The sequence below is a fragment of the uncultured Gordonia sp. genome, from assembly GCF_937858515.1.
GTDB lineage: Bacteria > Actinomycetota > Actinomycetes > Mycobacteriales > Mycobacteriaceae > Gordonia.
Window position 1 is genome coordinate 14,100 of the sequence record NZ_CALLZT010000023.1, and the last position, 20,920, is coordinate 35,019.

Annotated in this window: 22 protein-coding genes; 15 read left to right on the forward strand and 7 right to left on the reverse strand. The window is 67.0% G+C overall.

Annotated features, from left to right (window positions below):
* The first annotated feature begins 70 nt into the window (after positions 1-70).
* Together Q0627_RS01810 and Q0627_RS01815 are read left to right on the forward strand one after the other, a co-directional pair.
* Positions 71-685, forward strand: a complete 615-nt coding sequence (locus Q0627_RS01810; RefSeq protein WP_291019661.1) for a TetR/AcrR family transcriptional regulator — start codon at positions 71-73, stop codon at positions 683-685.
* 91 nt (positions 686-776) lie between these two features.
* A complete protein-coding gene (locus Q0627_RS01815) occupies positions 777-2,048 on the forward strand; it encodes a polysaccharide pyruvyl transferase family protein (protein WP_298807389.1) in 1,272 nt (423 codons plus the stop codon).
* A 361-nt stretch (positions 2,049-2,409) separates the two neighbouring features.
* Here Q0627_RS01815 and Q0627_RS01820 read toward each other — a convergent pair whose 3' ends face one another.
* Positions 2,410-3,573 (reverse strand): aminotransferase class I/II-fold pyridoxal phosphate-dependent enzyme, encoded by a 1,164-nt coding sequence (locus tag Q0627_RS01820; RefSeq protein WP_291019665.1) that lies wholly within the window; start codon positions 3,571-3,573, stop codon positions 2,410-2,412.
* A 97-nt stretch (positions 3,574-3,670) separates the two neighbouring features.
* Between Q0627_RS01820 and Q0627_RS01825 the strand changes: the two genes are divergently transcribed.
* From Q0627_RS01825 to Q0627_RS01845, 5 genes are all read left to right on the forward strand, one after another.
* Positions 3,671-3,862, forward strand: coding sequence for a hypothetical protein (locus tag Q0627_RS01825; RefSeq protein ID WP_291019667.1), 192 nt, complete (start codon positions 3,671-3,673; stop codon positions 3,860-3,862).
* 34 nt (positions 3,863-3,896) lie between these two features.
* Positions 3,897-4,160: a GlsB/YeaQ/YmgE family stress response membrane protein gene (locus Q0627_RS01830; RefSeq protein WP_298807391.1), complete on the forward strand. Its 264-nt coding sequence runs from the start codon at positions 3,897-3,899 to the stop codon at positions 4,158-4,160.
* Between the two features lie 48 nt (positions 4,161-4,208).
* Complete coding sequence (locus tag Q0627_RS01835) at positions 4,209-5,588, forward strand: FAD-binding oxidoreductase (RefSeq protein ID WP_291011975.1); 1,380 nt, start codon at positions 4,209-4,211, stop codon at positions 5,586-5,588.
* A 105-nt stretch (positions 5,589-5,693) separates the two neighbouring features.
* Positions 5,694-7,829 carry a 4-alpha-glucanotransferase gene (gene malQ / locus Q0627_RS01840; RefSeq protein ID WP_291011977.1) on the forward strand — a complete coding sequence of 712 codons (2,136 nt, stop codon included), beginning with the start codon at positions 5,694-5,696 and terminating at the stop codon, positions 7,827-7,829.
* A 24-nt stretch (positions 7,830-7,853) separates the two neighbouring features.
* Positions 7,854-8,231 carry a DUF5313 family protein gene (locus tag Q0627_RS01845; protein WP_291011979.1) on the forward strand — a complete coding sequence of 126 codons (378 nt, stop codon included), beginning with the start codon at positions 7,854-7,856 and terminating at the stop codon, positions 8,229-8,231.
* Here the strand turns inward: Q0627_RS01845 and Q0627_RS01850 are convergent.
* Positions 8,228-8,989 (reverse strand): SOS response-associated peptidase, encoded by a 762-nt coding sequence (locus Q0627_RS01850; RefSeq protein ID WP_291011982.1) that lies wholly within the window; start codon positions 8,987-8,989, stop codon positions 8,228-8,230. The two genes, Q0627_RS01845 and Q0627_RS01850, sit on opposite strands and share 4 nt — an antisense overlap.
* 186 nt (positions 8,990-9,175) lie before the next feature.
* Here Q0627_RS01850 and Q0627_RS01855 point away from each other — a divergent pair, with 186 nt between their 5' ends.
* From Q0627_RS01855 to Q0627_RS01870, 4 genes are all read left to right on the forward strand, one after another.
* On the forward strand, positions 9,176-10,039 hold the full coding sequence (locus tag Q0627_RS01855) for a sigma-70 family RNA polymerase sigma factor (RefSeq protein ID WP_291011991.1): 864 nt from the start codon (positions 9,176-9,178) through the stop codon (positions 10,037-10,039).
* A complete protein-coding gene (rsrA, locus tag Q0627_RS01860; protein ID WP_291011984.1) occupies positions 10,036-10,368 on the forward strand; it encodes a mycothiol system anti-sigma-R factor in 333 nt (110 codons plus the stop codon). Before Q0627_RS01855 ends, rsrA begins: the two co-directional genes overlap by 4 nt.
* Before the next feature lie 305 nt (positions 10,369-10,673).
* The gene (locus Q0627_RS01865; RefSeq protein ID WP_291011986.1) at positions 10,674-10,889 is read left to right on the forward strand and encodes a biotin/lipoyl-binding carrier protein; all 216 of its coding nucleotides are present in this window, start codon (positions 10,674-10,676) and stop codon (positions 10,887-10,889) included.
* A gap of 31 nt (positions 10,890-10,920) precedes the next feature.
* A complete protein-coding gene (locus Q0627_RS01870) occupies positions 10,921-12,498 on the forward strand; it encodes a sensor histidine kinase (protein WP_291011988.1) in 1,578 nt (525 codons plus the stop codon).
* A gap of 162 nt (positions 12,499-12,660) precedes the next feature.
* Here the strand turns inward: Q0627_RS01870 and Q0627_RS01875 are convergent, their stop codons facing one another.
* Together Q0627_RS01875 and Q0627_RS01880 are read right to left on the reverse strand one after the other, a co-directional pair.
* Positions 12,661-12,915: a WhiB family transcriptional regulator gene (locus tag Q0627_RS01875; protein WP_005190251.1), complete on the reverse strand. Its 255-nt coding sequence runs from the start codon at positions 12,913-12,915 to the stop codon at positions 12,661-12,663.
* A gap of 489 nt (positions 12,916-13,404) precedes the next feature.
* A complete protein-coding gene (locus Q0627_RS01880) occupies positions 13,405-14,340 on the reverse strand; it encodes a diacylglycerol kinase family protein (RefSeq protein WP_291017301.1) in 936 nt (311 codons plus the stop codon).
* 188 nt (positions 14,341-14,528) lie between these two features.
* On the opposite strand from Q0627_RS01880, the gene Q0627_RS01885 reads away from it, so the two are divergent.
* Both Q0627_RS01885 and Q0627_RS01890 read left to right on the forward strand, forming a co-directional pair.
* Positions 14,529-14,924: a hypothetical protein gene (locus tag Q0627_RS01885; RefSeq protein ID WP_291017312.1), complete on the forward strand. Its 396-nt coding sequence runs from the start codon at positions 14,529-14,531 to the stop codon at positions 14,922-14,924.
* A 59-nt stretch (positions 14,925-14,983) separates the two neighbouring features.
* Positions 14,984-15,775 carry a ParA family protein gene (locus Q0627_RS01890; RefSeq protein ID WP_298807413.1) on the forward strand — a complete coding sequence of 264 codons (792 nt, stop codon included), beginning with the start codon at positions 14,984-14,986 and terminating at the stop codon, positions 15,773-15,775.
* 21 nt (positions 15,776-15,796) lie between these two features.
* Here Q0627_RS01890 and Q0627_RS01895 read toward each other — a convergent pair whose 3' ends face one another.
* Both Q0627_RS01895 and Q0627_RS01900 read right to left on the reverse strand, forming a co-directional pair.
* Positions 15,797-17,143 (reverse strand): hypothetical protein, encoded by a 1,347-nt coding sequence (locus Q0627_RS01895; RefSeq protein ID WP_298807415.1) that lies wholly within the window; start codon positions 17,141-17,143, stop codon positions 15,797-15,799.
* Positions 17,144-17,167: 24 nt separating this feature from the next.
* The gene (locus tag Q0627_RS01900; protein WP_298807417.1) at positions 17,168-18,829 is read right to left on the reverse strand and encodes a DEAD/DEAH box helicase; all 1,662 of its coding nucleotides are present in this window, start codon (positions 18,827-18,829) and stop codon (positions 17,168-17,170) included.
* Positions 18,830-19,226: 397 nt separating this feature from the next.
* Here Q0627_RS01900 and Q0627_RS01905 point away from each other — a divergent pair, with 397 nt between their 5' ends.
* Complete coding sequence (locus Q0627_RS01905) at positions 19,227-19,940, forward strand: ferritin-like fold-containing protein (protein WP_291017293.1); 714 nt, start codon at positions 19,227-19,229, stop codon at positions 19,938-19,940.
* Positions 19,941-20,019: 79 nt separating this feature from the next.
* Positions 20,020-20,250, forward strand: coding sequence for a DUF3107 domain-containing protein (locus Q0627_RS01910; RefSeq protein ID WP_291017291.1), 231 nt, complete (start codon positions 20,020-20,022; stop codon positions 20,248-20,250).
* Positions 20,251-20,357: 107 nt separating this feature from the next.
* Here Q0627_RS01910 and Q0627_RS01915 read toward each other — a convergent pair.
* The coding region (locus tag Q0627_RS01915) for a TetR/AcrR family transcriptional regulator (protein ID WP_298807420.1) at positions 20,358-20,920 on the reverse strand (563 nt) is incomplete at its 5' end.

The following is a 20,920-nucleotide window of genomic DNA, read 5'->3' on the forward strand; positions in this document are numbered from 1 at the left end:
GCACCTCACGACGGCTCCGGTCAATCACGACCCGGACGCAAGGTGCGCGTGGATCGCCGAGGGAGGCGCGATGGGACAGCTCGACGTGGAGGCCGCGTATGCGGCGCCGCTGGTTTCGGACTCGCCGGCGGCCACCAGGATGCGCCGGGCCGCGGTGGAGATGTTCGCCCGCGACGGCTTCGGCGGTACGTCGACCCGGCAGATCGCCAAACATCTCAACCTGAGCCCGGCCGCGATGTACCCGCACTACAAGTCCAAGGAAGAGCTGCTGTACGCGATCGCGGTAGACGGGCACGGGCAGATCCTGGACGAGTTGCGCTCGGTTGATGCGGATACAGCAGGGGGTCCCGAGCAACGTCTGCAAGCGGTGGTCGCCGCGTTCGCCTGCTGGCAGGCCCGCCACCACGAACACGCCAAGGTGGTGCAGTACGAGTTGCACGCGCTGGCGCCCGAGCACTACCGGGTCGTGGCCGCGATGCGCCGAGACACCGTCGACATCATCGAAACTATTGTCCGGCAAGGAATCCGGGACGGGGTGTTCACCGTCGAGCATCCTGACGACGCGGTACTGGCCATCTCTTCCCTCTGCGTCGACGTCTGCCGTTGGTTCCCGAGCCGGACTCACTCAGATCCGGTCGCGCTCGGCACCGCTTACGCGGAGCTTGCCCTGCGCATGGTGACGTGACCGGACAAAAACCGCCCCCCACAGGTCCGACGCTCGCGATAGGGCATCGAGCACGCCGTGACGGGCGGTTCTTGTCGGTACAGTCGCAAGTATGCAGATCAGGGGAGTGGACCCGGCGTCGGTCGTGGATAAGCTGCGCGATCCGGGACTGATGGACAAGCTGCGGCGGCGCGAGATCATCTACCTGATCGCACCGTCGGGGTACCCCAATTACGGGGATGAGCTGATCGCCCGCGCCTGGCTGCGGTACCTCTCCAAGGAACGGCCTCGGGCGACGGTGGTGCTGGACTGCCATTCACCCGGTCAGGCGACGCTGCTGTTCCGGGGCATCCATCCGCGCACGATCTTCGTCGACACGATCTGGAAGCTCACCGTGCACGCCGGCGGATTGTCGGGGGATGTGGACGGTACCGACGGCCTCGATCCGGACCGACCGTGGGAATGGGTGGCGTCGGCAGCCACCGAGTTCGGGCACGCGCCGGGCCTGGCCGAAGGCGTCGACCTGTTTCGGCGGGCGGCGTCGGTGCACCTGCTCGGCGGCGGTTACGTTAACAACGTGTGGCCCTACCAGGTTTCGCTGGTGTCGGCGGCCGCCGCGCTCGCCCGATCCACCGGCGCACGTGCGTACGCGACCGGGCTGGGACTGATGCCGACCGTCGACGAGCCTGCGCTGGCGGCGCTGCGCGATGCGGCGGGTGCTTTCAGCCTGTTCGACGTGCGGGACACCGCGTCGGCGGCGGCACTGGGCGACGACGCACGACTCGGCGGCGACGACGCCTGGCTCGCGTGGGGTGAACGGCGACTGCTCAGCCGACGGCCCAAACCCGTGTCCGGCGGGGTCACGCTGTGTATCCAGGCCGATCTCACCGACGATTTTGCGGCCTTCGGGCAGACCGGCGTCGATGCCCTCGCCGAGGTGGTGCGCCGTACGCTCGACTCCTGGGACGTGCCCGGGTCGGCAGTGACCGTGGTGGAAGGTATTCCGGGTAAGGACATGACAGTTCCGGTGAAACTCGCTGACCGACTTAAGGGTTCGACGTCGGTGTCGTTCCTCGACATCTGGCGGCGCGGGCTGCCCGCCGGGCGTGGCGACACCTGGATCAGCACCCGCTTCCACCCGCACCTGATCGCCGCTGCGGCAGGCGATTCCGGTGTCGCACTGGTGCCCCGGCCCGACTACTACGCCACCAAACACTCCTCGCTCGCCGACATCGGTTCCCGTTGGACGATCGCCGACGACCCCGAACAGATCCCGGACCGGCCCACCGCCGGCGGTTTCCCCCCCGCCCACCGCCTCCGCGCCGTAGACGCCAAACGCGCGGTGGCGGCGGGATTGGACGGCCGCAAACGGGTTCGGGGTTAGCGGCGAGTTCGAGGTGGGTGCGTGAGGTGTCGAAAGGTCACCTGACCCAACGCGTCCCTCGCTCCTGCGTCGCGTCGGCCTCAGGGATCAAGATGGTGGTTTGATCGTGTGTCGCGTCGGGCTTGGGGTCGAGATGGTGGTTTGATCGTGTGTCGCGTCGGGCTTGGGGTCGAGATGGTGGTTAGTTTCTGTGTTGTGTCGCCTCGGGGGTCAGGATGGTGGCCGGATTCTGTGCGCTTTGACTTCGGGTTCGAGGTGGTGGTTGCGTTGGAACGGTTTTGGGGTGGGGGACGCTTCTTGATCCCTGAGGGCGATGCGAGGAACGAGCGAGCGTCTCGAAGGGTCCGGTGAGGTGAGGCTCTCAACGGGTGAACCGGGCTAGCCGGGAGATACCTTCGGCCAGTTCAGATTTGCCGACCGAATAGGAGAGGCGGACGAACCGCTCCGCTCCGGCGACGCCGAAATCCTTTCCGGGAGTGAGGGCCACGTGTGCCTCGGTGAGGGCGCGGTCGCAGAACTCGGAGGCGGTCATGCCGGTGGAACCCACGTCGATGTAAACGTAGAACGCACCGTCGGGGACGACCGGGACGTCGAGCCCGATCTCGGCCAGGCCGTCGAGGACGAGTTTGCGGCGCTCCCGGAACTCCGTGCGACGCGCCTCGGCGACGGCCAGCGACTCGGGGGAGAAACACGTCAGCGCCGCGAATTGTGACGGCGTGGGTGGGCATATGTAGTAGTTCTGCTCCAGCCGCTCGAACACCTCCACGAGGCCGTCGGGAACGATCGCCCAGCCCAGCCGCCACCCGGTCAACCCGAAGTATTTCGAAAAGCTGTTGATCACAATCGCTTCCGGGTCGGAGGCGAGTACGCTGCGCGGTGGCAGCCCGCCATCTCCGTCGGCCAGGCCGAGGTAGATCTCATCGATGATCCGCCAGCCTCCGCGGGAGCGGGCGACGTCACAGATCGCGGCCAGCTCGTCCGCGGGTACCGATGTTCCGGTCGGATTGGACGGCGACGCCACCATCACGCCCCGCGTCGCCTCCGACCACGCCGTCGATACGCCGTCCGCGGTGAGCTGGAACCTGTCGGCCGCGGTGGTCGGGATCAATCGCACCGTGCCGCCGAAACTTTCGGCGAACTGCCGGTTGCACGGATACGACGGATCGGCGATCAGCACCTCGTCGCCCGGGTCGACGAGCGCCGCGCACGCCATCAGCAGTGCTGCCGACGCACCCGACGTGACCACCACCCGCCGCGCCGGCACCTCACACCGGAAATGTTCGGAGTAGAACCGGGCGATTGCCTCCCGCAACGCGGGCAACCCGAGGGCGTCGGTGTAGGGGAGCGGCCGGCCGTCGCACAGCTCACGCGCGGCGGCCAGGAACTCCGGCGGTGCCCCGAAGTCGGGTTCGCCGATGTTGAACCGGATCACGTCGTGTCCGTCGGCGATCAGTTCGGCCGCCCGCCGCCCGTACTCCATCGCATAGAACGGACTGATCGCCGAGGCACGACGCGAAATCCTCATGCGGGCGATTGTGTCAGGTCGGGGCCGTACCCTGATTTAACCCCCAAACCCGCGTCTCAGGGTGTTGCCGGCGGCGGCGTACCGGCATCGTGGAGTCATGAACACATCAACGCAATTCAACACATCCACCGGTGGTGGCCTGGGCTTCTGGAAGATCCTCGCCATCATCGCCGTCATCCTCATCGCCTGCGCGGTGATCGTCCCGATCCTCAAGGGGCTGTTCTGGGTCGCGCTCATCGGACTCGCCCTGTACGGCGGATTCATGCTCTTCGGCAAGTCCGGTCAGTAGCATCGGGACAACCGACTCTTGGAGGTAGGCACGTATGTTGGCACTGGGATTCTTCGGCTGGATCATCATCGGCGGACTCGCCGGGTGGATCGCGGGCAAGGTCATGGACGATAAGAAGGGATTCATCCTGAACATCGTCCTGGGCATCGTCGGCGGCGTCCTCGGTGGCTGGCTGCTCAAACTCCTCGGCTTCGACGTCGAGGGTGGGGGACTGATCTTCAGCTTCGTCACCTGCCTGGGTGGTGCCTGCCTGGTGCTCTGGCTTGCCAAACTCCTCAACGCACGATCGCGGAGATAGCGGGTCCGTACGTGACCCGCGATACCGCCCCGTGATCGGACAGGGCGAGTGACGCCGACCATTCTGCGACGGCTCGCCGACGTCGTCGGTGCTGCGCACGTCATCACCGACGACGACACCCTTGCCGGATATCTCGCCGACTGGACCGGCCGGTGGACCGGTGTCGCCGACGCCGTCGTCCGGCCCCGCACCACCGAGGAGGTGGCCGCGGTGATCACCCTGTGTGCCGCCGACGGGGTGTCGGTGTGCGTGCAGGGTGGCAACACGGGCCTCGTCGGCGGTTCGGTCCCACCCGCGGCCGGCGACTCACCGACGCTCGTCACCATCGTGCTCAGTACCGCCCGCATGACCGATCTCGGCGACGTTGATGCGACCGGCCGCTGCGTCGGCGCCCAGGCGGGTGCGACCGTCGCCGCCATCGACCGGCACGCCGCCTCGCATGGCCTGCGCTTCGGTATCGACCTGGCCGCGCGCGAGTCGGCGACCGCCGGCGGGGTGGTGGCCACCAACGCGGGCGGTATCCGGATGATCCGGCACGGCAACACCCGCGGCCAGGTGCTGGGTATCGAGGCGGTGCTCGCCGACGGCTGCATCCTGCGCCGCTGGTCGCCACTGATCAAGGACAACGTCGGCTACGACCTGCCCGGCCTGCTCGCCGGCAGCGAAGGCACGCTCGCGGTCATCACCGAGGTCCTGTTCGCGCTGGTCACCCCGCCCGCGGCGACGACCGTCGCGGTGCTGGCCATCGACCGGGTGGCCGCAACCACCGAACTGATCGCCGCCGCCTCGCGACGCGGGCTGATCGTCGAGGCCGCCGAGATCATGACTGCCGCCGGGATCGACCTGGTCCACGAGTACGGCGCACGCCGACCCGTCGCCGAGCCCGCCCCGTTCACGTTCCTCATCGAGGTGTCCGGTTCCGGGACCGTCGACGAGGAACTGTTCGCCGCGATCGAAGGCATCGACGGTGTGCGTGGCGCCGTCGCCGAACCCGGTCCCGCGACCGCCCTGTGGGCCGCCCGCGAAACGCACACGGAATCGATCGCCCGGTCCACCACCACCCCGGTGGTGAAACTCGATGTGTCGGTACCGATCCGGGCACTACCCGAGGCCTTCGACAGATTCACCGTGGTCCCGGCCGACCTCGGCGTGCAAGGCCGTCCGATCCTGTTCGGCCACGTCGGCGACGGCAATATCCACGTCAACTACCTCGACGTCCCCTGCGCCGACGAACACCGTGTCACCGAGGCCGTGTTCGCCGTCGTCGCCGACCTCGGCGGCAGTATCTCCGCCGAACACGGCATCGGCCGCGCGAAAGCCGCATGGATCGGGCTGGGCCGCACCGACGTCGACATCGTTGCGATGCGCACCGTCAAAACCGCCCTCGACCCACAGAACCTGCTCAACCCCGGCGTCCTCTTCGGCTGACCAAGATGGAATCGAGGTGTCATCGCGGCCAACACTTGTGTTCCACCCACCGGTGCGACGGTTGATCGCCCGACACGACGGGCAGATTCCTGCGACGATAGTCGGGTGAACACCGTTGACCGTGCGCGGCTGGTGGAACTGGCCGGCCGACTGGGCGTCGCCGACAGCTATGTGGGCTGGGACAAACTCGACCATGAGGTGGCCACCGACACCCTGATCAAAGTTCTTGCCGCGCTGGGCGTCGACACCGAATGCCCGGATTGGGTGGATGCCGCGCTCGACGATGCCGACGCTGACGGCTGGCGGGCCTTCTTGCCCGCGGTGACTGTCGCCATCGAAGGTTCCGGACACTGGTTCTACGTGCATGTGCCACACGGGGATCCGGTGAGCGTGTGGATCACCACCGAGGATGGCGAGTCGGTGCCGGCGGCGCAGGCCGAGCACTGGGTGGACCCACGTGAGGTCGACGGTGTGCTCACCGGACGGGCCACTTTCATCGTTCCCGCCGGCCTCGGTGTCGGCTACCACACGCTGCACGCGCAGAACCCGGCCCGCGACGAGACCGTTGAGGCGCCGCTGATCGTCACACCCGCCCGGCTGACCACCGCCGATGCGCTCGGCGACCGACAGCGCTGGGGGCTGGCGATCCAGCTGTACTCGACCCGTTCCGAACAGTCCTGGGGTGTGGGCGATCTCGGTGATCTGGCCCGAATCTGTGAGATCGCGGGCACCGGATACGGCGCCGACTTCGTCCAGATCAACCCGCTGCATGCGGCCGAACCCGCACCGCCGGTGGAGGATTCACCGTATCTGCCGACCACGCGGCGGTTCGTCAACCCGCTCTACATCCGCGTCGCCGACATCGCCGAGGCTGACCGGCTCCCCAAGAAGGCCCGCAAGAAGCTGAGCAAAGTCGCCGCGGAGTTCGCGCCGATCAATACCTCGCCCCGCAAACTCAAACGGAATAAGTCGTTCCGGTGCAAGCTGTTGTGGCTCAACAAGATCTACGACGCGGGCCGTTCCGCCGAGCGAGAAGCGGACTTCACCGCATTTCGGGAACGCGAGGGCGAGGGACTGATCCGCTTCGCCACCTGGTGCGCCCTGGCCGAACACTACGGTCCCCGCACCGACGACTGGCCCGACCGGCTCGGCAAACCGAAGAAGCTGGCCCGCGCCATAGCCAAACGCGCCGACCGCATCGACTTTCACTGCTGGCTGCAATGGATCTGCGACCAGCAACTCGCCGCTGCCGGTACCGCCGCGACGGATTCCGGCATGGCCATCGGGGTGATCGCCGACCTCGCCGTCGGCGTCAACCGCACCGGTGCCGACGCTTGGGTGCTCAAAGATGCACTGGCACAAGGGGTCAGCGTCGGCGCGCCGCCCGACGGCTTCAATCAGCAAGGTCAGGACTGGAGCCAGCCGCCGTGGCACCCGCAGCGCCTGGCCGAAGCCGGTTATACGCCGTATCGGGATATGCTGCGCACCATCCTGCGTCACGCGGGCGGCGTGCGCGTCGACCACATCCTCGGCCTGTTCCGGCTGTGGTGGATCCCCGACGGCAATCCGCCCTCGGGCGGCGCCTATGTGCGCTACGACCACAATGCGCTCATCGGCATCCTCGCCCTCGAAGCACAACGCGCCGGAGCGGTGGTGATCGGCGAGGATCTCGGGGTCTTCGAACCGATCGTGCAGGACACGCTGCGTGATCGCGGAATCCTCGGCACCTCGATCCTGTGGTTCGAACACGGTCCGTACGCGCCGATTCCGCCCGAGGACTACCGGCGGCTGTGCCTGACGGCGGTCACCACCCACGACCTGCCGCCCACCCTCGGCTATCTCGCCGGCGACCACATCGCGCTCCGCTCGGCGCTGGGCCTGCTCGAAACCGGCAAGGAAGCCGAACGGGCCCGCGATGCCCGCGACCGCGACGCCGTCCTGAAACTCGCCGTCGACCGCGGACTGCTTCTCGACGACGCCGAGCTCGTCGACCGGACCACCGTCGAAGCGCTGTACCGGCTGATCGCCCGCAGCCCGTCGATCCTGCTCAGCGTCGCACTCGTCGACGCGGTAGGGGAGCGGCGCATCCAGAACCAGCCCGGAACCACCGGCGACCAGTACCCCAACTGGCGAATTCCGCTCGCCGACGACACCGGCGACGTCGTTCTTGTCGAAGACCTCGTCGGCCACCCGCGCTTCACCTCGCTGATCGAAGCGCTCACCGCACGCCCGTCGTCGTGACGTGGCCGTGCGATCATGGGAGCTATGTCCGCTACGCAGCCGTCCTTGACTCAGCGCCTTCTGTACCTGTTGGGGCGTCCGCTGCCGGACGAGATGCGTGAGTGGGTGCGTAACGACGTCGTCGGACCCGGTAACGCACGCCGCTACTTCGTGCGCGGAATCCTGCCGTTGATCCCGGTCCTCATCGCGTTCGCGTTCGTGCCCGGCCCGCTGATCATCCGGGTGTGCATGATGCTGCTCCTGCTGTTGCCGCTGATCTACTTCCAGTTCGCGCTGATGAAGGTGTATCGGCGGCATCTGCTGCACACCAACGGCCTCGATCCCGAGTTGGTCAACGTGACCCGCGACAAGCGCAAGGCCGACACGCGCAACGAGTACGAGAAGATCTACCGCAAGGATTAGACCCCTGCCAGCAGCTCCGGACCGTTGTTGGCGATGCGGTTGACCAGCGGCGATACCTCGCGGATGTCGACGGCATCGGCGATCGCCTCCGGTGGGGCCCGGAACAGGGCACTGGGCGCGAGGTGATCGGGGTCGAGCCAGCGACCCCAGTGATCGAACGGCATGATCAGCGGCATCCGATCGTGGACGTCCTGCAGTTTGCCGACGGCGTCGGTGGTCAGGATCGAACAGCTCAGCAGCGCGGGAGCGTCCGCGTCGTCCTTCGGATGCCACACCGACCACAGCCCGGCCATGAACAGCCGGGTGCCGTCGTGGGGCGACATGAAGAACGGGATCTTCGTCGGCTTGCCCTTGGAATCGAGGGGGCCGTTCTTCCACTCGTACCAGCCGTCCATCGGCACCAGACAGCGGTACGACCTTACCGACGACCGGAACGAACTCTTCTGCGCGGCCGTTTCGGCACGGGCGTTGAACAGCAACGGACCCTTGCCCGGTTCCTTCGACCACGACGGCACCAGACCCCAGCGCATCGCCCGGACCCGCAATTGCGGATCGTCATCGGGATTCTCGTGGTCGTGCCGTTTGACCACCGTCATCACCATGGTGGTGGGGGCGACGTTGTAGTTGACACCCGGCGCGGTCTTGGTCGCCGCAACCGGTTCGGAGCCGTCGGACGGAAGGTCGGGAACTTCGTTGACCGCCTCGATCTCGGCCGCGAGCTTCGCCGGATCGGTGGTCACCGCATAACGTCCGCACATCCACCCATGGTGTCACGGACATTCGGAACAAACTCCCACAGATCGCTGTTGGCAAATCATGTCACTTGCCCATGCCGCCGGCGAAAGGTCGAAGCCGTGAGCGTCAGCCACGATGCCCCGCACGCACCCGCCGGGGAAGTGCCGTCGGTAAGCTGGTCCGACAGCAGTGGGCCGCCGCGCACCTCGCTGGGGCACATCGAGTTCCGCCAGGTACTCACCGCGCCGCAGTCGATTTCGGGGCCCGCGCAAGTCGATATCGAAGGGACCGCAGTGGCTGACTCGGATTCGGGTGCAACACACGACGTCGGGGACGAATCGGATGATCACGGCGCCGCGCCGCGCCGCGCCGACCCGAACGAATCGGAAGCCGACCTCACGGCCCGTTTCGAGCGTGACGCGCTGCCGTTGCTCGACCAGATGTACGGCGCGGCACTGCGGATGACGCGCAATCCGGCCGACGCGGAGGACCTGGTCCAGGAGACCTACATCAAGGCGTACACCGCTTTCGCCTCGTTCCGCGACGGCACCAACCTGAAGGCGTGGCTGTACCGGATTCTCACCAACACTTACATCAATTCCTATCGCAAGAAACAGCGCCAGCCCGCGCAGTATCCGACCGACGAAATCACCGACTGGCAGTTGGCTGCCACCGCCGAGCACACCTCGTCGGGATTGCGTTCGGCCGAGATCGAGGCGCTCGACGCGTTGCCCGACGACGAGATCAAGCAGGCGTTGCAGGCATTGCCGGAAGACTTCCGGATGGCCGTCTACTACGCCGACGTCGAGGGGCTGCCGTACAAGGAGATCGCCGAGATCATGGAAACCCCGATCGGGACGGTCATGTCGCGGCTGCACCGGGGTAGGCGGCAGCTGCGGGAACTGCTCGCCGAGGTGGCCCGCGAACGCGGATTCAACCGCTCTCCCAAGGGATCGGATTCCGGAAAGAAGACCAAACCTGCTGAATCCCAAAAGGATTCAGATACCGAAAAGAAGTCCGGCGCCACGAAGAGGGCTGCGCGGAGCACGCAGAAAAGTGAGGTATCGCGGTGAGCGTCACAGAACCCGACGACACCGGTGTCCCGGGAGATACCGACCCCGAGTTCGTCACCCTCGATTGCAGCGCGGTGCTCGCCGACGTGTGGCTGCTGCTGGACAACGAATGCGATCCTGGCGCCCGCAGCCGGATCCGCGGCCACATCGACAACTGCCCGTCGTGTCTGGAGCACTACGGCATCGAGCGCGACCTCAAAGCCCTGATCAGCCGCAAGTGTGGCGGCGACGAGGCGCCGGCGGGTCTGCGGGAACGCCTGCGCATCGAGATCCGTAAGACCGTCGTCACCCGGACCACCGTGGTTCTCCCCGACGACACCACCCGCTGATCGCCCTGTGTGATAGCGACATACGACAAGACCCGGGTGCACTGGGTGTCCCGGGTCTTGTTGGTCGAACTCGACGTGTTGCTGCAGACGAATGGTCGTCTGCAGACGCATGTCAGGAGTTCGGGCGCTTGCCGTGGTTGGCTGCGTTCTTCTTGCGAGCGCGCTTCTTGCGTCCACGCTTGCCCATGGCGGATCTCCTTTGATGTCTACCGTTGGTCAGCGTCGATCATCCCACGTCGGGGCCCGCACCCGGAAATCAACCCGCTCTCGCACCGCCGGCCGGAGGCATGCCCTAGATTCATCTCATGGCTGAAGATGTCGTCGCGGAGATCGTGGCAACCGTCCTTGAGGTCTCCGCGACTGCGGGGCAGCGCGTCGAGGTCGGGGACACCCTGGTGCTTCTCGAATCGATGAAGATGGAGATCCCCGTGCTCGCCGAGGACGCCGGCACCCTCGCCGAGGTGAAGGTCGCGGTCGGCGACGTGATTCAGGCCGGTGACGTCATCGCGGTCTACCAGTAGCGCGAGCGCACTCCGAAGAGCGCGGGGATAAATGTCGACGCTGGTAGACCTGCTCGCCGAGCACACCACCCTGTCCGACGCCGCCGCCGGTCACCTGCAGCGGCTCGTCGCCGAATGGCAGCTGCTCGCCGACCTGTCGTTCGCCGACCTGATGCTGACCGTACGCGGCGACAACGGGGCGATGGTCACCGTCGCCCAGTGCCGGCCCAACACCGCGTCGACGGTCTTTCCCGGCGACGAGGTGGGCAGGGTCATCGACCGCGCCGCCGACGATCAGGTGGCCAGGGCGTTCGCCGACGGGCGGATCCATCGGGACGAGGATCCCACCTGGCACGGGGCAGTCGCCATCCGCCGGGAGGTGATCCCGGTGACCCATCCCGGGGCACCTGTGGGAGTCGACCCTGACCTCGACCCCGGCGCAGGTGACGCGATCGTCGGTGTACTGATCAGGGCCACCGACCTGACGCATCCGCGCCTGCCGTCGCCCTTGGAGATGGCATACCAGGAGTCGGCCAATGACCTGTGCCAGATGGTCGCCGACGGGACGTTTCCGGAGAAAGAAGGCAATTCGCAGGGCTTGTCGACGCCGCGCGCCGGTGACGGTTTCATCCGCCTCGACACCGAAGGGGTGGTGTCGTACGCCAGCCCGAACGCGTTGTCGGCCTTCCATCGGATGGGTTGGACGTCCGAACTCGCCGGCCGTCGGCTCATCGAGGTGACCGCCGATCTGCTCACCGACAGGTTCGAATCCGAGGACGTGGCGGCCATGGTCGAGTCTGCCGTGCGGCCCGTCGGCTCCGCCCGCGTGCCCTACCGCGACGACGTGGGCATGCGGATGGAGGTGGATGCCCGCAGGGCCACCGTCCTGCTGCGCGCGGTGGCGCTGCGCCCTCGTGGAAGCGCGACCGGCGCCGTCATTTTGATCCGCGACGTCACCGAGGTCAAACGCCGCGACCTCGCGCTGATCAGCAAGGACGCCACGATCCGCGAGATCCATCACCGGGTCAAGAACAATCTGCAGTCGGTGTCGGCGCTGTTGCGTCTGCAATCCCGGCGCACCACCAACCCGGAGGCCAAGGGTGCCCTCAATGAGGCGGTGCGGCGGGTGGCGTCCATCGCGCTCGTCCACGAACTACTTTCGGCCAGTGTCGACGAGGAAGTGGACCTCGACGAGGTCACCGACCGCCTCGTACCCATCCTCGTCGACGTGGCAGGGGAGTCGCGGGTGTCGGTGCGTCGCGTCGACAGGCTCGGCGTACTGCCGGCCGACCAGGCGATGCCGCTGGTCATGGTGCTGACCGAGCTCATCCAGAACGCCATCGAACACGGCGTGGGAGCCGCGGGAGGAGAACTGACGGCCGGTGCCGTCTCGCCCACCACACAGCCCACGTGGATCGAAGTCCATGCCCACCGCGACGTCCGCGAACTGGCCATCGAGGTCATCGACAACGGCGCCGGACTCCCGGCGGGTTTCGATCTGAACACCTCCGACCGGCTGGGACTGCAGATCGTGAAGACGATGGTGTCCATAGACCTCGGCGGAACGCTCGACATGCGGCGGGGCGAGGCCGGCGGCACCGAGGCCCGGGTCGTGGTCCCACTGCGCTGACGTGCGCAAGCAGATTCGACGGAGCGGCAGACACGACGGAGCAGGCAGACACGACGGAGCAGGCAGACACGACGGAGCAGGCAGACACGACGATGGGCCCGGCGGTGAGGCCGGGCCCATCTGTGCGGCCATCCGGCAGACGACGTCCGGAGGAGCCGTTTGCTATACGGAGCTGCGGGTACGGGTCCGCGCGTTCCTGCGCTTGAGAGCGCGACGCTCGTCCTCGCTCATACCGCCCCAGACGCCTGCGTCCTGACCGGACTCCAGTGCCCACGACAGGCACTCGGCAGTGACCGGGCACCGGCCGCAGACAAGCTTCGCGTCGGCGATCTGTGCGATAGCCGGGCCGCTCGTTCCCACCGGGAAGAACAGTTCCGGATCCTCGTCACGACAGATGGCCTTGTGCCGCCAGTCCATTCCAACTACTCCTTCTGCGTGCTGCGCGCACGGCTCGATGATGCCTATAAAACTCGGGTGGCTGTAACCGATCGTTAACACGGAGTCACCTAATGTTTCCGCGCTGTTGCTTGTGAATACTTTCACGAATTCAGCCGAAGTCAATGGTGTTCGGTTAACACGTGTGCAATATCACCCTTTCGGCCTATAGCACGCGGGCTGCGGAGCTATGTCGGGGGGTGGATGCACCGGTTGTGTACCGATGCACTACGCTACCCCCGGAAGCTTCTGCTGTCACCGGATATTTTGCGAATATGTGTCCGTTTGTGACATTTTGCACTAGCACTTGAATCTCGCGCGGCCATGCGTTACTCACGAGTAACTTTCTCCGGGTCACCGTAAAACCCCAGGTGACAGGCCGATGTCGGTCGCTACGTGTCGTGGCCGCGTGATCGGTTCGGGGTCAGCGGAACTGAACTGATCACAGATCCGGCGCAGGCGCGACCATGTCTATGGCGCAGGCGCGACCACGTCTATGGCGTTGGCGCGCTGACCGAAGCTCAGCTGGGTGTGGGTGCCGATGTAGTCGCCGTCCATCTGGACGTCGAGCGGCGTGTCGGCTTCGAACCGGATCCAGTCGAGGTCGTCGTTGCGGTAGAGATGGCGGGCTTTGGGCGGACGCTGGGTCAGCAGCCGGGTGGCCAGGGGGATGTTGCGCAGGACCGAGGTGGAGGTGGCGGCGAACAGGCCCAGGCCGGTGTCGAACCCGGTTCCGGGGTTGGTGCGGATCTCACGGGTGCCGAGGTAGGTCCAGGGGCTGGTGTTGCTGACGAAGCCGAATTTGACGCCGTCGATGGGGTCGCGGCCGGGTACATGTGCCGTGAAGTGCGCGGGGTTGGTGGCGTTGGCGAAGAACGAGGTGACGGTGGTCCAGAAGTAGCGAGTGGGGGTCGCTGCTTTGCCGGCGTGCCGTTTGCGTTCCATTTCGCGGACGACGATGGCGTCCATACCCATGCCGGTGTTGAACAGGAACCAGCGGTCGGCGGTGTGGGCGAGGCCGATGGAGCGGTATTGTCCGGTTTCCAGGAGTCCGATGTGCTGGCGCGTGGCGACGAGAGGATCGGCGTCGACGCCGAAGGTGCGGGCGAAGACGTTGGCGCTGCCACCGGGGATGACGCCGAGCTGAGGCCGTGGGCGGGCGGCGAACTCGGCGGGGGCACCGAGCATGCCGTTGACGGTTTCGTTGACGGTTCCGTCGCCACCGTGGACGAGGACGGCATCGTGACCCTCGGCGACGGCGCGGGCGCCGAGTTCGCTGGCGTGTCCGCGGTGCGTCGTGTGTTCCACGTCGACCTTGAATCGCGACTCCAGGGTGTGGACGAGCGCATCGCGGCCCGCCGCGGTGGTGGCGGTGGCAAAGGGGTTGACGATCAGCATGACGCGCACGAGAACACAGGATATGGGGTCGGGGGCGTGGAGCCGAATTCGCGGTGCGGCGTGCGGCGCATAGGGTGGTCTGCGTGAGTGAGAATCGTCCCGGCGGGAGCGGCGGCGCCGATGGCGTGGATCGGTCCGCGGGTGTCCCGGATGCCGATGCGGCGCCCAGATTCGTACGGATCGCGGGCGCGATAACGATGGCGCAGGGCGCGGCGGCGATCGTCGTGGCGGTGGTGCTGGTGATTCGTGAGGCCGCCGGTCATAAAGAGGCCGCTATCAGCGGGTATGGCACGGCTGCGTGGTTCGGGATCATTTTCGGCGGGGTGCTGGCCGGGGGTGCCGCGCTATGGTTCGGGCGCCGTTGGGGCCGGGCGATCTCGTTGGTGGCGCAGATCTTGTTGCTGCCGGTGTCCTACTACTTGGTGACCAGTGGTCAGGCGGTTTTCGGAGTTCCGCTCGCGTTGATCGCGATCGGCGTTCTGGTGTTGTTGTTCATGCCGTCGTCGGTGCAGTGGCTGGCCAACGACTACGCGCCGGATGCGCGGCCACCGGCACCGCGCGCACCCGATGGCGGCGGCTCGTCCGGAGCCTGAGGTCTGCTCGGGCGTGCTTGTGATGTACGTCGAGGAATGGAACCTCGTATGGTTATGGCATGACACGGATTCTTGCCGTCGCGAATCAGAAGGGCGGCGTGGCCAAGACGACCACCGTCGCTTCATTGGGGGCCGCGCTGGCCGATCTGGATGCGTCGGTGCTCGTCGTCGATCTCGACCCGCAGGGTTGTCTGACGTTCTCGCTGGGTCACAACCCGGACGAGTTGGAGGCGTCGGTGCACGACGTGCTGCTCGGCGATGAGGAGATCGCCGATGTGCTGCTCAATACCGACGACAACGTGACGTTGTTGCCGGCGACAATCGATCTGGCGGGTGCCGAGGCGCTGCTGTTGATGCGGCCGGGACGTGAGTATGCGCTCAAGCGGGCGCTTGCCGAGGTCGCCGAGGATTTTGATGTCATCCTGGTCGATTGTCCGCCTTCGCTGGGTGTTCTCACCCTGAACGGGTTGACCGCGGCCGATCAGGTGATCGTGCCGTTGCAGTGTGAGACGCTGGCCCATCGCGGTGTCGGGCAGTTGATGCGTACTGTCACCGAGGTTCAGCAGATCACCAATCCGCAGCTGCAGTTGCTGGGGGCGGTGGCCACGCTGTTCGACTCACGTACCACCCACAGCCGGGATGTGCTCTCAGATGTCGCCGACCGATACGGGTTGCCGGTGCTCGATCCGCCGATCCCGCGGACGGTGCGGTTCGCGGAGGCGTCGGCATCGGGCGTGTCGGTGATGCGAGGCCGAAAGAACAAGGGTGCCACCGCTTATCGCGAACTCGCCGAGAACCTGTGGAAGCATTGGGAGGCGGGCGAACCGGTACGCACGTCCGACCTGTCCTGACTCTTCGGCTATCGGCCGCGCTCAGGCGGGCGGGCCGTATACGGCCACGGTCGAACCCCACTGCTCGACTATCCGTTCGCCGAGCACCCGCAGTGTGATCATGCGGTCGGTTTCCTTATCGTGGCCCGCTTTGTCGTGGCTTGCCTTGTCGTAGCCCGCGCGAGGATAGCGGATCGTGCGGGTCTCCCGCATCGTCGCCGGATCGCGCACGCTGATTCCCGACGCGATGGGCAGCAGCAGTTTGCCGGCCATGATCTGTCCCGGCCCGAGTGTGCCCGGCACCTGGAAGGCGGGCCGCATGCTGCCGGCGTCGAGGACCACCGTCGCGCTGCCGGTCCAGAACGTGGTCAGGCCGTCCGAGGTGATCGCCGCGTTCGCGGCGGGTAGGGCGCGGGGGCCGTTGACGGTGTTGGTGCGCCGCTGAACACCGTCGGTGCTGAATTGCCGGATCGCGGCACGGCGCGGGGTGGCGGCGTCGGCGGCCGGTGCCGTGTCGGGTTCGGGCGGGTTGGCGCCGCCGTCGTAGACGGCGATGGCGCTGCTGCTCATCGCCACTACCGCGGGCGGGGGGCCGTCGGCGGTGCCGCGGGTGATGATGGTGGACCCGAACTGGCGGACCTTCTCGTCGTCGTCCTGGTTGACGCCGAGGACGGTCAGCCGGTATCCGCTGTCGTCGTCGCAGTGTTCGATGAGGGCGAGCCGGTCGGCGCCCAGCACCGCTGACGAGATGTCACAACCGGTGCGTTGCGGTTGTGCGTCGGGTTTGACCGGCGCGTCGACCCGGCCGTACTCGATGCCGCGCACGAGGTTGGTGCCCCATGTCTCCAACCGGGTGCGGCCCTGTGCCAGCACATAACCGGAGCCGCCGGCGAGGTTCACGGCGTCGTCGGCGTCACTGGTCCGCGCCCCGGTCCGGGCACCCGTGTCGCCGTCGAGGGCGGTCACCTCGCCGCAACCGCGCGAGTTGCCGTACACCGACAGGACCGTGTCGTGGGAGTCGCGCCAGGCGCCCAGCACCGCACACAGTCGCCGGTTGCGGTGGTAGCGCCACACCTGCGATCCGGTCGCCGGGTCGCGGCCGATCACCGATCCGTCGTCGCCGGTGATCACCAGCGACCGGGACAGGGCCGCGACGGTGGTGGCCGCCGATGGCGCCTGCCAGAGCGGGACCAGTGCCGCCGGGACGGTGGTGGCCGGTTTCGCGGCCGGGACGACGCGGTGCGCCCGGTCCGAGGTGGTGTGCCGCCCCGGACTGAACCACCAGATCACCGCCCCCGCCATCAGCACAACCACGATGATCAGTGCGCTGATCAGCAGATCGATCCGGGTCCGCCGTTCCGGTGCGACTCGGGGCCGACTACGCGCCATGGCGCCCCAGAGTAGCGCGGAAGGTCATTCGGCGGCGGGCACGGCCACCGGCTCGGCGGAGGCGGCCGCACCGCCGGCCGTGTCCCGGGCCGGCTTGCGGCCCGATCCGCCCCGCCTGCGGCGGCGCTTGCGCGGTGCCTTCGGGGCGTCCTCGGCCGCGGTCGCCGGCGTCTGCTCTGTGTTCTCCGTGGTGTCGCCGGTATCGAGGGTTTCCGGGGAATCCGGAGAATCGGCGGTTTCCGGGGCCGCTGACTCGGTGCTCTCGTTCCCGTCGGCCGTCCTGCCGCCGCGGGTCCGCCGGCGGGTGCGGGTGCGGGTCGATGCGGGACGTTCCCGGCGCGGGCGGGGCTCGGTTGACTCGGTGCGTGGCGGCGGTGCGATGCGGCCCGTCGCCGATTCCGGGATGTTCAGGTCGTCGCGCAGATTCTCCGACGTCGAATACGTCTCCACCGGCTCGGGCACACCGATGCCGAGTGCCGAATTGATCAGCTCCCAGCGGTGCAGCTCGTCCCAGTCGACGAGGGTGACGGCGATACCGGTGCGGCCGGCCCGGCCCGTGCGGCCGATGCGGTGCACGTACGTCTTGTCGTCCTCGGGGCACTGATAGTTGATGACGTGTGTCACATCGTCGATGTCGATGCCGCGCGCGGCGACATCGGTGGCGACCAGCACGTCGATCTTGCCCTCACGGAACTTCTTGAGCGCCTTCTCGCGGGCCACCTGCCCCAGGTCGCCGTGCACCGCACCCACTTTGAAGCCGCGTTCGGCCAGGTCGTCGGCCACCTTCTGCGCGGTTCGCTTGGTGCGGGTGAAGATCATGGTGGCGCCGCGGCCCTCGGCCTGCAGGATGCGGGCCACCAGCTCGGCCTTGTCCAGCGCATGCGCACGATAGACGAACTGGGTGGTGCGGTCGTGCACGGCCGAATCGTTGGCCTGTTCAGCGCGGATGTGCGTCGGCCGGTTCAGGAATGTGCGCGCCAGGGTGACGATCGGGCCCGGCATCGTCGCCGAGAACAGCATCGTCTGCCGGTCCGCGGGCAGGCTTGCCATGATGCGTTCGATATCGGGCAGGAAGCCCAGGTCAAGCATCTCGTCGGCCTCATCGAGCACGAGGATCTGCACCTTGCCGAGGATCAGATGCCCCTGCTGCGCGAGGTCGAGGAGGCGGCCGGGGGTACCGATCACGACGTCGACACCCGACCGCAACTCGGCGATCTGCGACTCGTACGGACGGCCACCGTAGATCGAGGTCACGCTCAGCGGGCGGGTACCCTCGCCGGCGGGGACGCGGATCTTCTTGGCGGCCAGTTCGATGTCGCCGGTGACCTGGATGCACAGCTCGCGGGTCGGGACGATGATCAGGGCACGCGGCGTCGTGTCGAGGGCACGGATCCCGGCGTCGTCGGCGTTCGCGAGGCGATGCAGCAGCGGAACGCCGAACCCGAACGTCTTGCCCATGCCGGTGCGGGCCTGGCCGATGAGGTCGTCGCCGGCCATCGCCAGCGGAAGCGTCAGTTCCTGGATGGCGAAGGTGTGGGACTTGCCGTCCTCGATCAGCACGTCGACGATCTGCGGGTCGACGCCGAGTTCTGCGAACGTCGGCGGCACATGGGATTCGTCGACGATGGTCGTCCGGACGTCATCGTTTCCGGTGTTTTGAGGGCCGGTGTTTTGAGGGGTGGACATATTCGATTGGAGCCTTTCGGTATTGCGTCAGCACGCACGCACCTACTCAGCTGTGGACGAATCGTCCCCGTCAGCCACACCGCGCGGGGCGGAACGGCAGTGCCGGGCGACCCCAGACCGGCTTCCCGGCGCCGAACGCGATAGGCGCGTTCGCGCGCGAGGCGACCTGGTGATCGCGATTGTGCTCAGGTTGTGCGCGCACAAGTCAGGTGCCGGGACCGTCTCGGGAGATCCGCAAGCGAACTCCCCGGTCGGCGGGTCGAGTCGCCCATGAACCAAGAACCATGAACCAAGAACCGCGGACTCACAGGCCGACGAACATGACGATCGCCGATGACACCACGGGACAGTGTACTTGCAGTTGGTACCACCCGGCCGCAGTGCCTACGATCGGAGGATGACCTCAACAGCCGCGCCCTCGGGGGACCGCGCCGGCCGGGCCGCGCCGGACGCCGGTCAAGCCGCGATTTCGGAGGCACCAGCCACCGCCAAACTGTTCGCGATCCTGCTCGCCGGAGAACACGCCGCCTTCACCCGGCTGATGATCGAATCGCAGCTTGCGCCCGGCCCCGCCGGCCAGATTTCGCTCGGCAAGATGATCGCCGCCGAGGTGGACCACTACTCGACTCTTGAGAATCATCTTCGCGACGCCGGTATCGACCCGGTTGCCGCCATCGCCCGCTACCGGCGGGTCTTCGACCAGTACCACGGCGCCACCACGCCGTCGAACTGGAACGAAGTGCTCATCAAGGCCTACATCGGCGACAATCTCGCCGCCGACTTCTACTCCGAGTTCGTCGACGTCGTGCCTGCCGTCCCGATCGGTGACGTGATCCGCGAGGTCATGTCCCAGACCGACAACTCGCAGTTCGCGTGCGCCGAGGTGCGTGCCGCGATCGCCCGCGACCCCGACATCGCCGCACCGCTCAAGCTCTGGGCCCGCAGGCTCCTCGGTGAGGCAGTCACCCACGCCCAGTGGGTCCTGGCGGCCGAGGAGGACGTCACCGACCTGCTGTTCTCCGGCGTGACGTCGTTGCAGGGCGTCGCCACGTTCTTCGACACGGTCGAGCAACGTCATGCCGAACGGATGGCCGATCTCGGGCTCGTGTAGCGGCGTCGTGATCCTGCACTAACGTAGGTGAAGCTGATGTGAGGCCGGGCGTCCCGGCTACGGAGTGAAAAGGGTGGTCATGGCCGTAGAAGTGAAGATCGGGATCGTCGACAGCCCGCGTGAGCTGGCCGTGCAGTCCGCGCTGTCGAGTGACGATGCGTACGCCGCGGTGCGGGGCGTGCTCGCCGGCGATGAGACGATCCTGGAACTGACCGACGAGAAGGGGTCGCGGATCCTGGTCCCGGCCGCGAAGATCGCCTACGTCGAGGTCGGTGCCGCCGAGGTCCGTAAGGTCGGCTTCGGTTCCTGACGGAACACGGAAATCGGGAGGGCTCCGGTCGCTGACCGGAGCCCTCCCGATTTCCTGCAAGCAGCCGGTCACCCCGCTCTGTGACAGGGCAGATCCGGCCGCCGATCTCACGCCGAGTCCGATCCCACCGCCGATCCTTGCAGAGGCACGTGGGACAGGCCTCCCCAGAGCAGGGCGACGGTCGTGTCGATGGCGGTTTGTTTGTCGACGGGACGTTTGGCTTCGAGCCAGTATCGGGCGTTGACCTGGCTGGCGCCGACGAGACCCGCGGCGAGCATCCGGGAACGGTGCGGGTCGAATCCGGAGTCGTGCATGACGAGGCCGTACACGGCGTCGACGCAGCCTTCGGTGGCGCTTTCGATGCGGCGGATGACGGCCGGGTCCATGGCGTCGGAGGAGAAGATCAGCCGGTAGCCGGAGTTGTCCTCGTCTATGAAGTCGAAGAAGGCTTTGACCGCCGCCCGTACGCGCTGCTTGTTGTCGGTGGTGGTGAGCAGGGCGGCGTTGACGTCGCTGACCAGCTTTTCGGCGTGGGAGTCGACGACCGCGAGGTACAGGTCGAGTTTGGAGGGGAAGTGCTGGTAGAGAACAGGTTTGCTGACTCCGGCGTGGATCGCGATCTCGTCCATGCCCGCGGAGTGGTATCCGCGTTCGACGAAGATCTCGCTGG

Bases quoted from the DNA above. Each gene is read 5' to 3' on its own strand.
- Q0627_RS01810 (WP_291019661.1), top strand. From the start codon at position 71: ATGGGACAGCTCGACGTGGAGGCCGCGTATGCGGCGCCGCTGGTTTCG.
- Q0627_RS01815 (WP_298807389.1), top strand. From the start codon at position 777: ATGCAGATCAGGGGAGTGGACCCGGCGTCGGTCGTGGATAAGCTGCGC.
- Q0627_RS01820 (WP_291019665.1), bottom strand. From the start codon at position 3,573: ATGAGGATTTCGCGTCGTGCCTCGGCGATCAGTCCGTTCTATGCGATG.
- Q0627_RS01825 (WP_291019667.1), top strand. From the start codon at position 3,671: ATGAACACATCAACGCAATTCAACACATCCACCGGTGGTGGCCTGGGC.
- Q0627_RS01830 (WP_298807391.1), top strand. From the start codon at position 3,897: ATGTTGGCACTGGGATTCTTCGGCTGGATCATCATCGGCGGACTCGCC.
- Q0627_RS01845 (WP_291011979.1), top strand. From the start codon at position 7,854: ATGTCCGCTACGCAGCCGTCCTTGACTCAGCGCCTTCTGTACCTGTTG.
- Q0627_RS01850 (WP_291011982.1), bottom strand. From the start codon at position 8,989: ATGTGCGGACGTTATGCGGTGACCACCGATCCGGCGAAGCTCGCGGCC.
- Q0627_RS01865 (WP_291011986.1), top strand. From the start codon at position 10,674: ATGGCTGAAGATGTCGTCGCGGAGATCGTGGCAACCGTCCTTGAGGTC.
- Q0627_RS01870 (WP_291011988.1), top strand. From the start codon at position 10,921: ATGTCGACGCTGGTAGACCTGCTCGCCGAGCACACCACCCTGTCCGAC.
- Q0627_RS01875 (WP_005190251.1), bottom strand. From the start codon at position 12,915: ATGGACTGGCGGCACAAGGCCATCTGTCGTGACGAGGATCCGGAACTG.
- Q0627_RS01885 (WP_291017312.1), top strand. From the start codon at position 14,529: ATGGCGCAGGGCGCGGCGGCGATCGTCGTGGCGGTGGTGCTGGTGATT.
- Q0627_RS01890 (WP_298807413.1), top strand. From the start codon at position 14,984: ATGACACGGATTCTTGCCGTCGCGAATCAGAAGGGCGGCGTGGCCAAG.
- Q0627_RS01895 (WP_298807415.1), bottom strand. From the start codon at position 17,143: ATGGCGCGTAGTCGGCCCCGAGTCGCACCGGAACGGCGGACCCGGATC.
- Q0627_RS01900 (WP_298807417.1), bottom strand. From the start codon at position 18,829: ATGTCCACCCCTCAAAACACCGGCCCTCAAAACACCGGAAACGATGAC.
- Q0627_RS01905 (WP_291017293.1), top strand. From the start codon at position 19,227: ATGACCTCAACAGCCGCGCCCTCGGGGGACCGCGCCGGCCGGGCCGCG.
- Q0627_RS01910 (WP_291017291.1), top strand. From the start codon at position 20,020: ATGGCCGTAGAAGTGAAGATCGGGATCGTCGACAGCCCGCGTGAGCTG.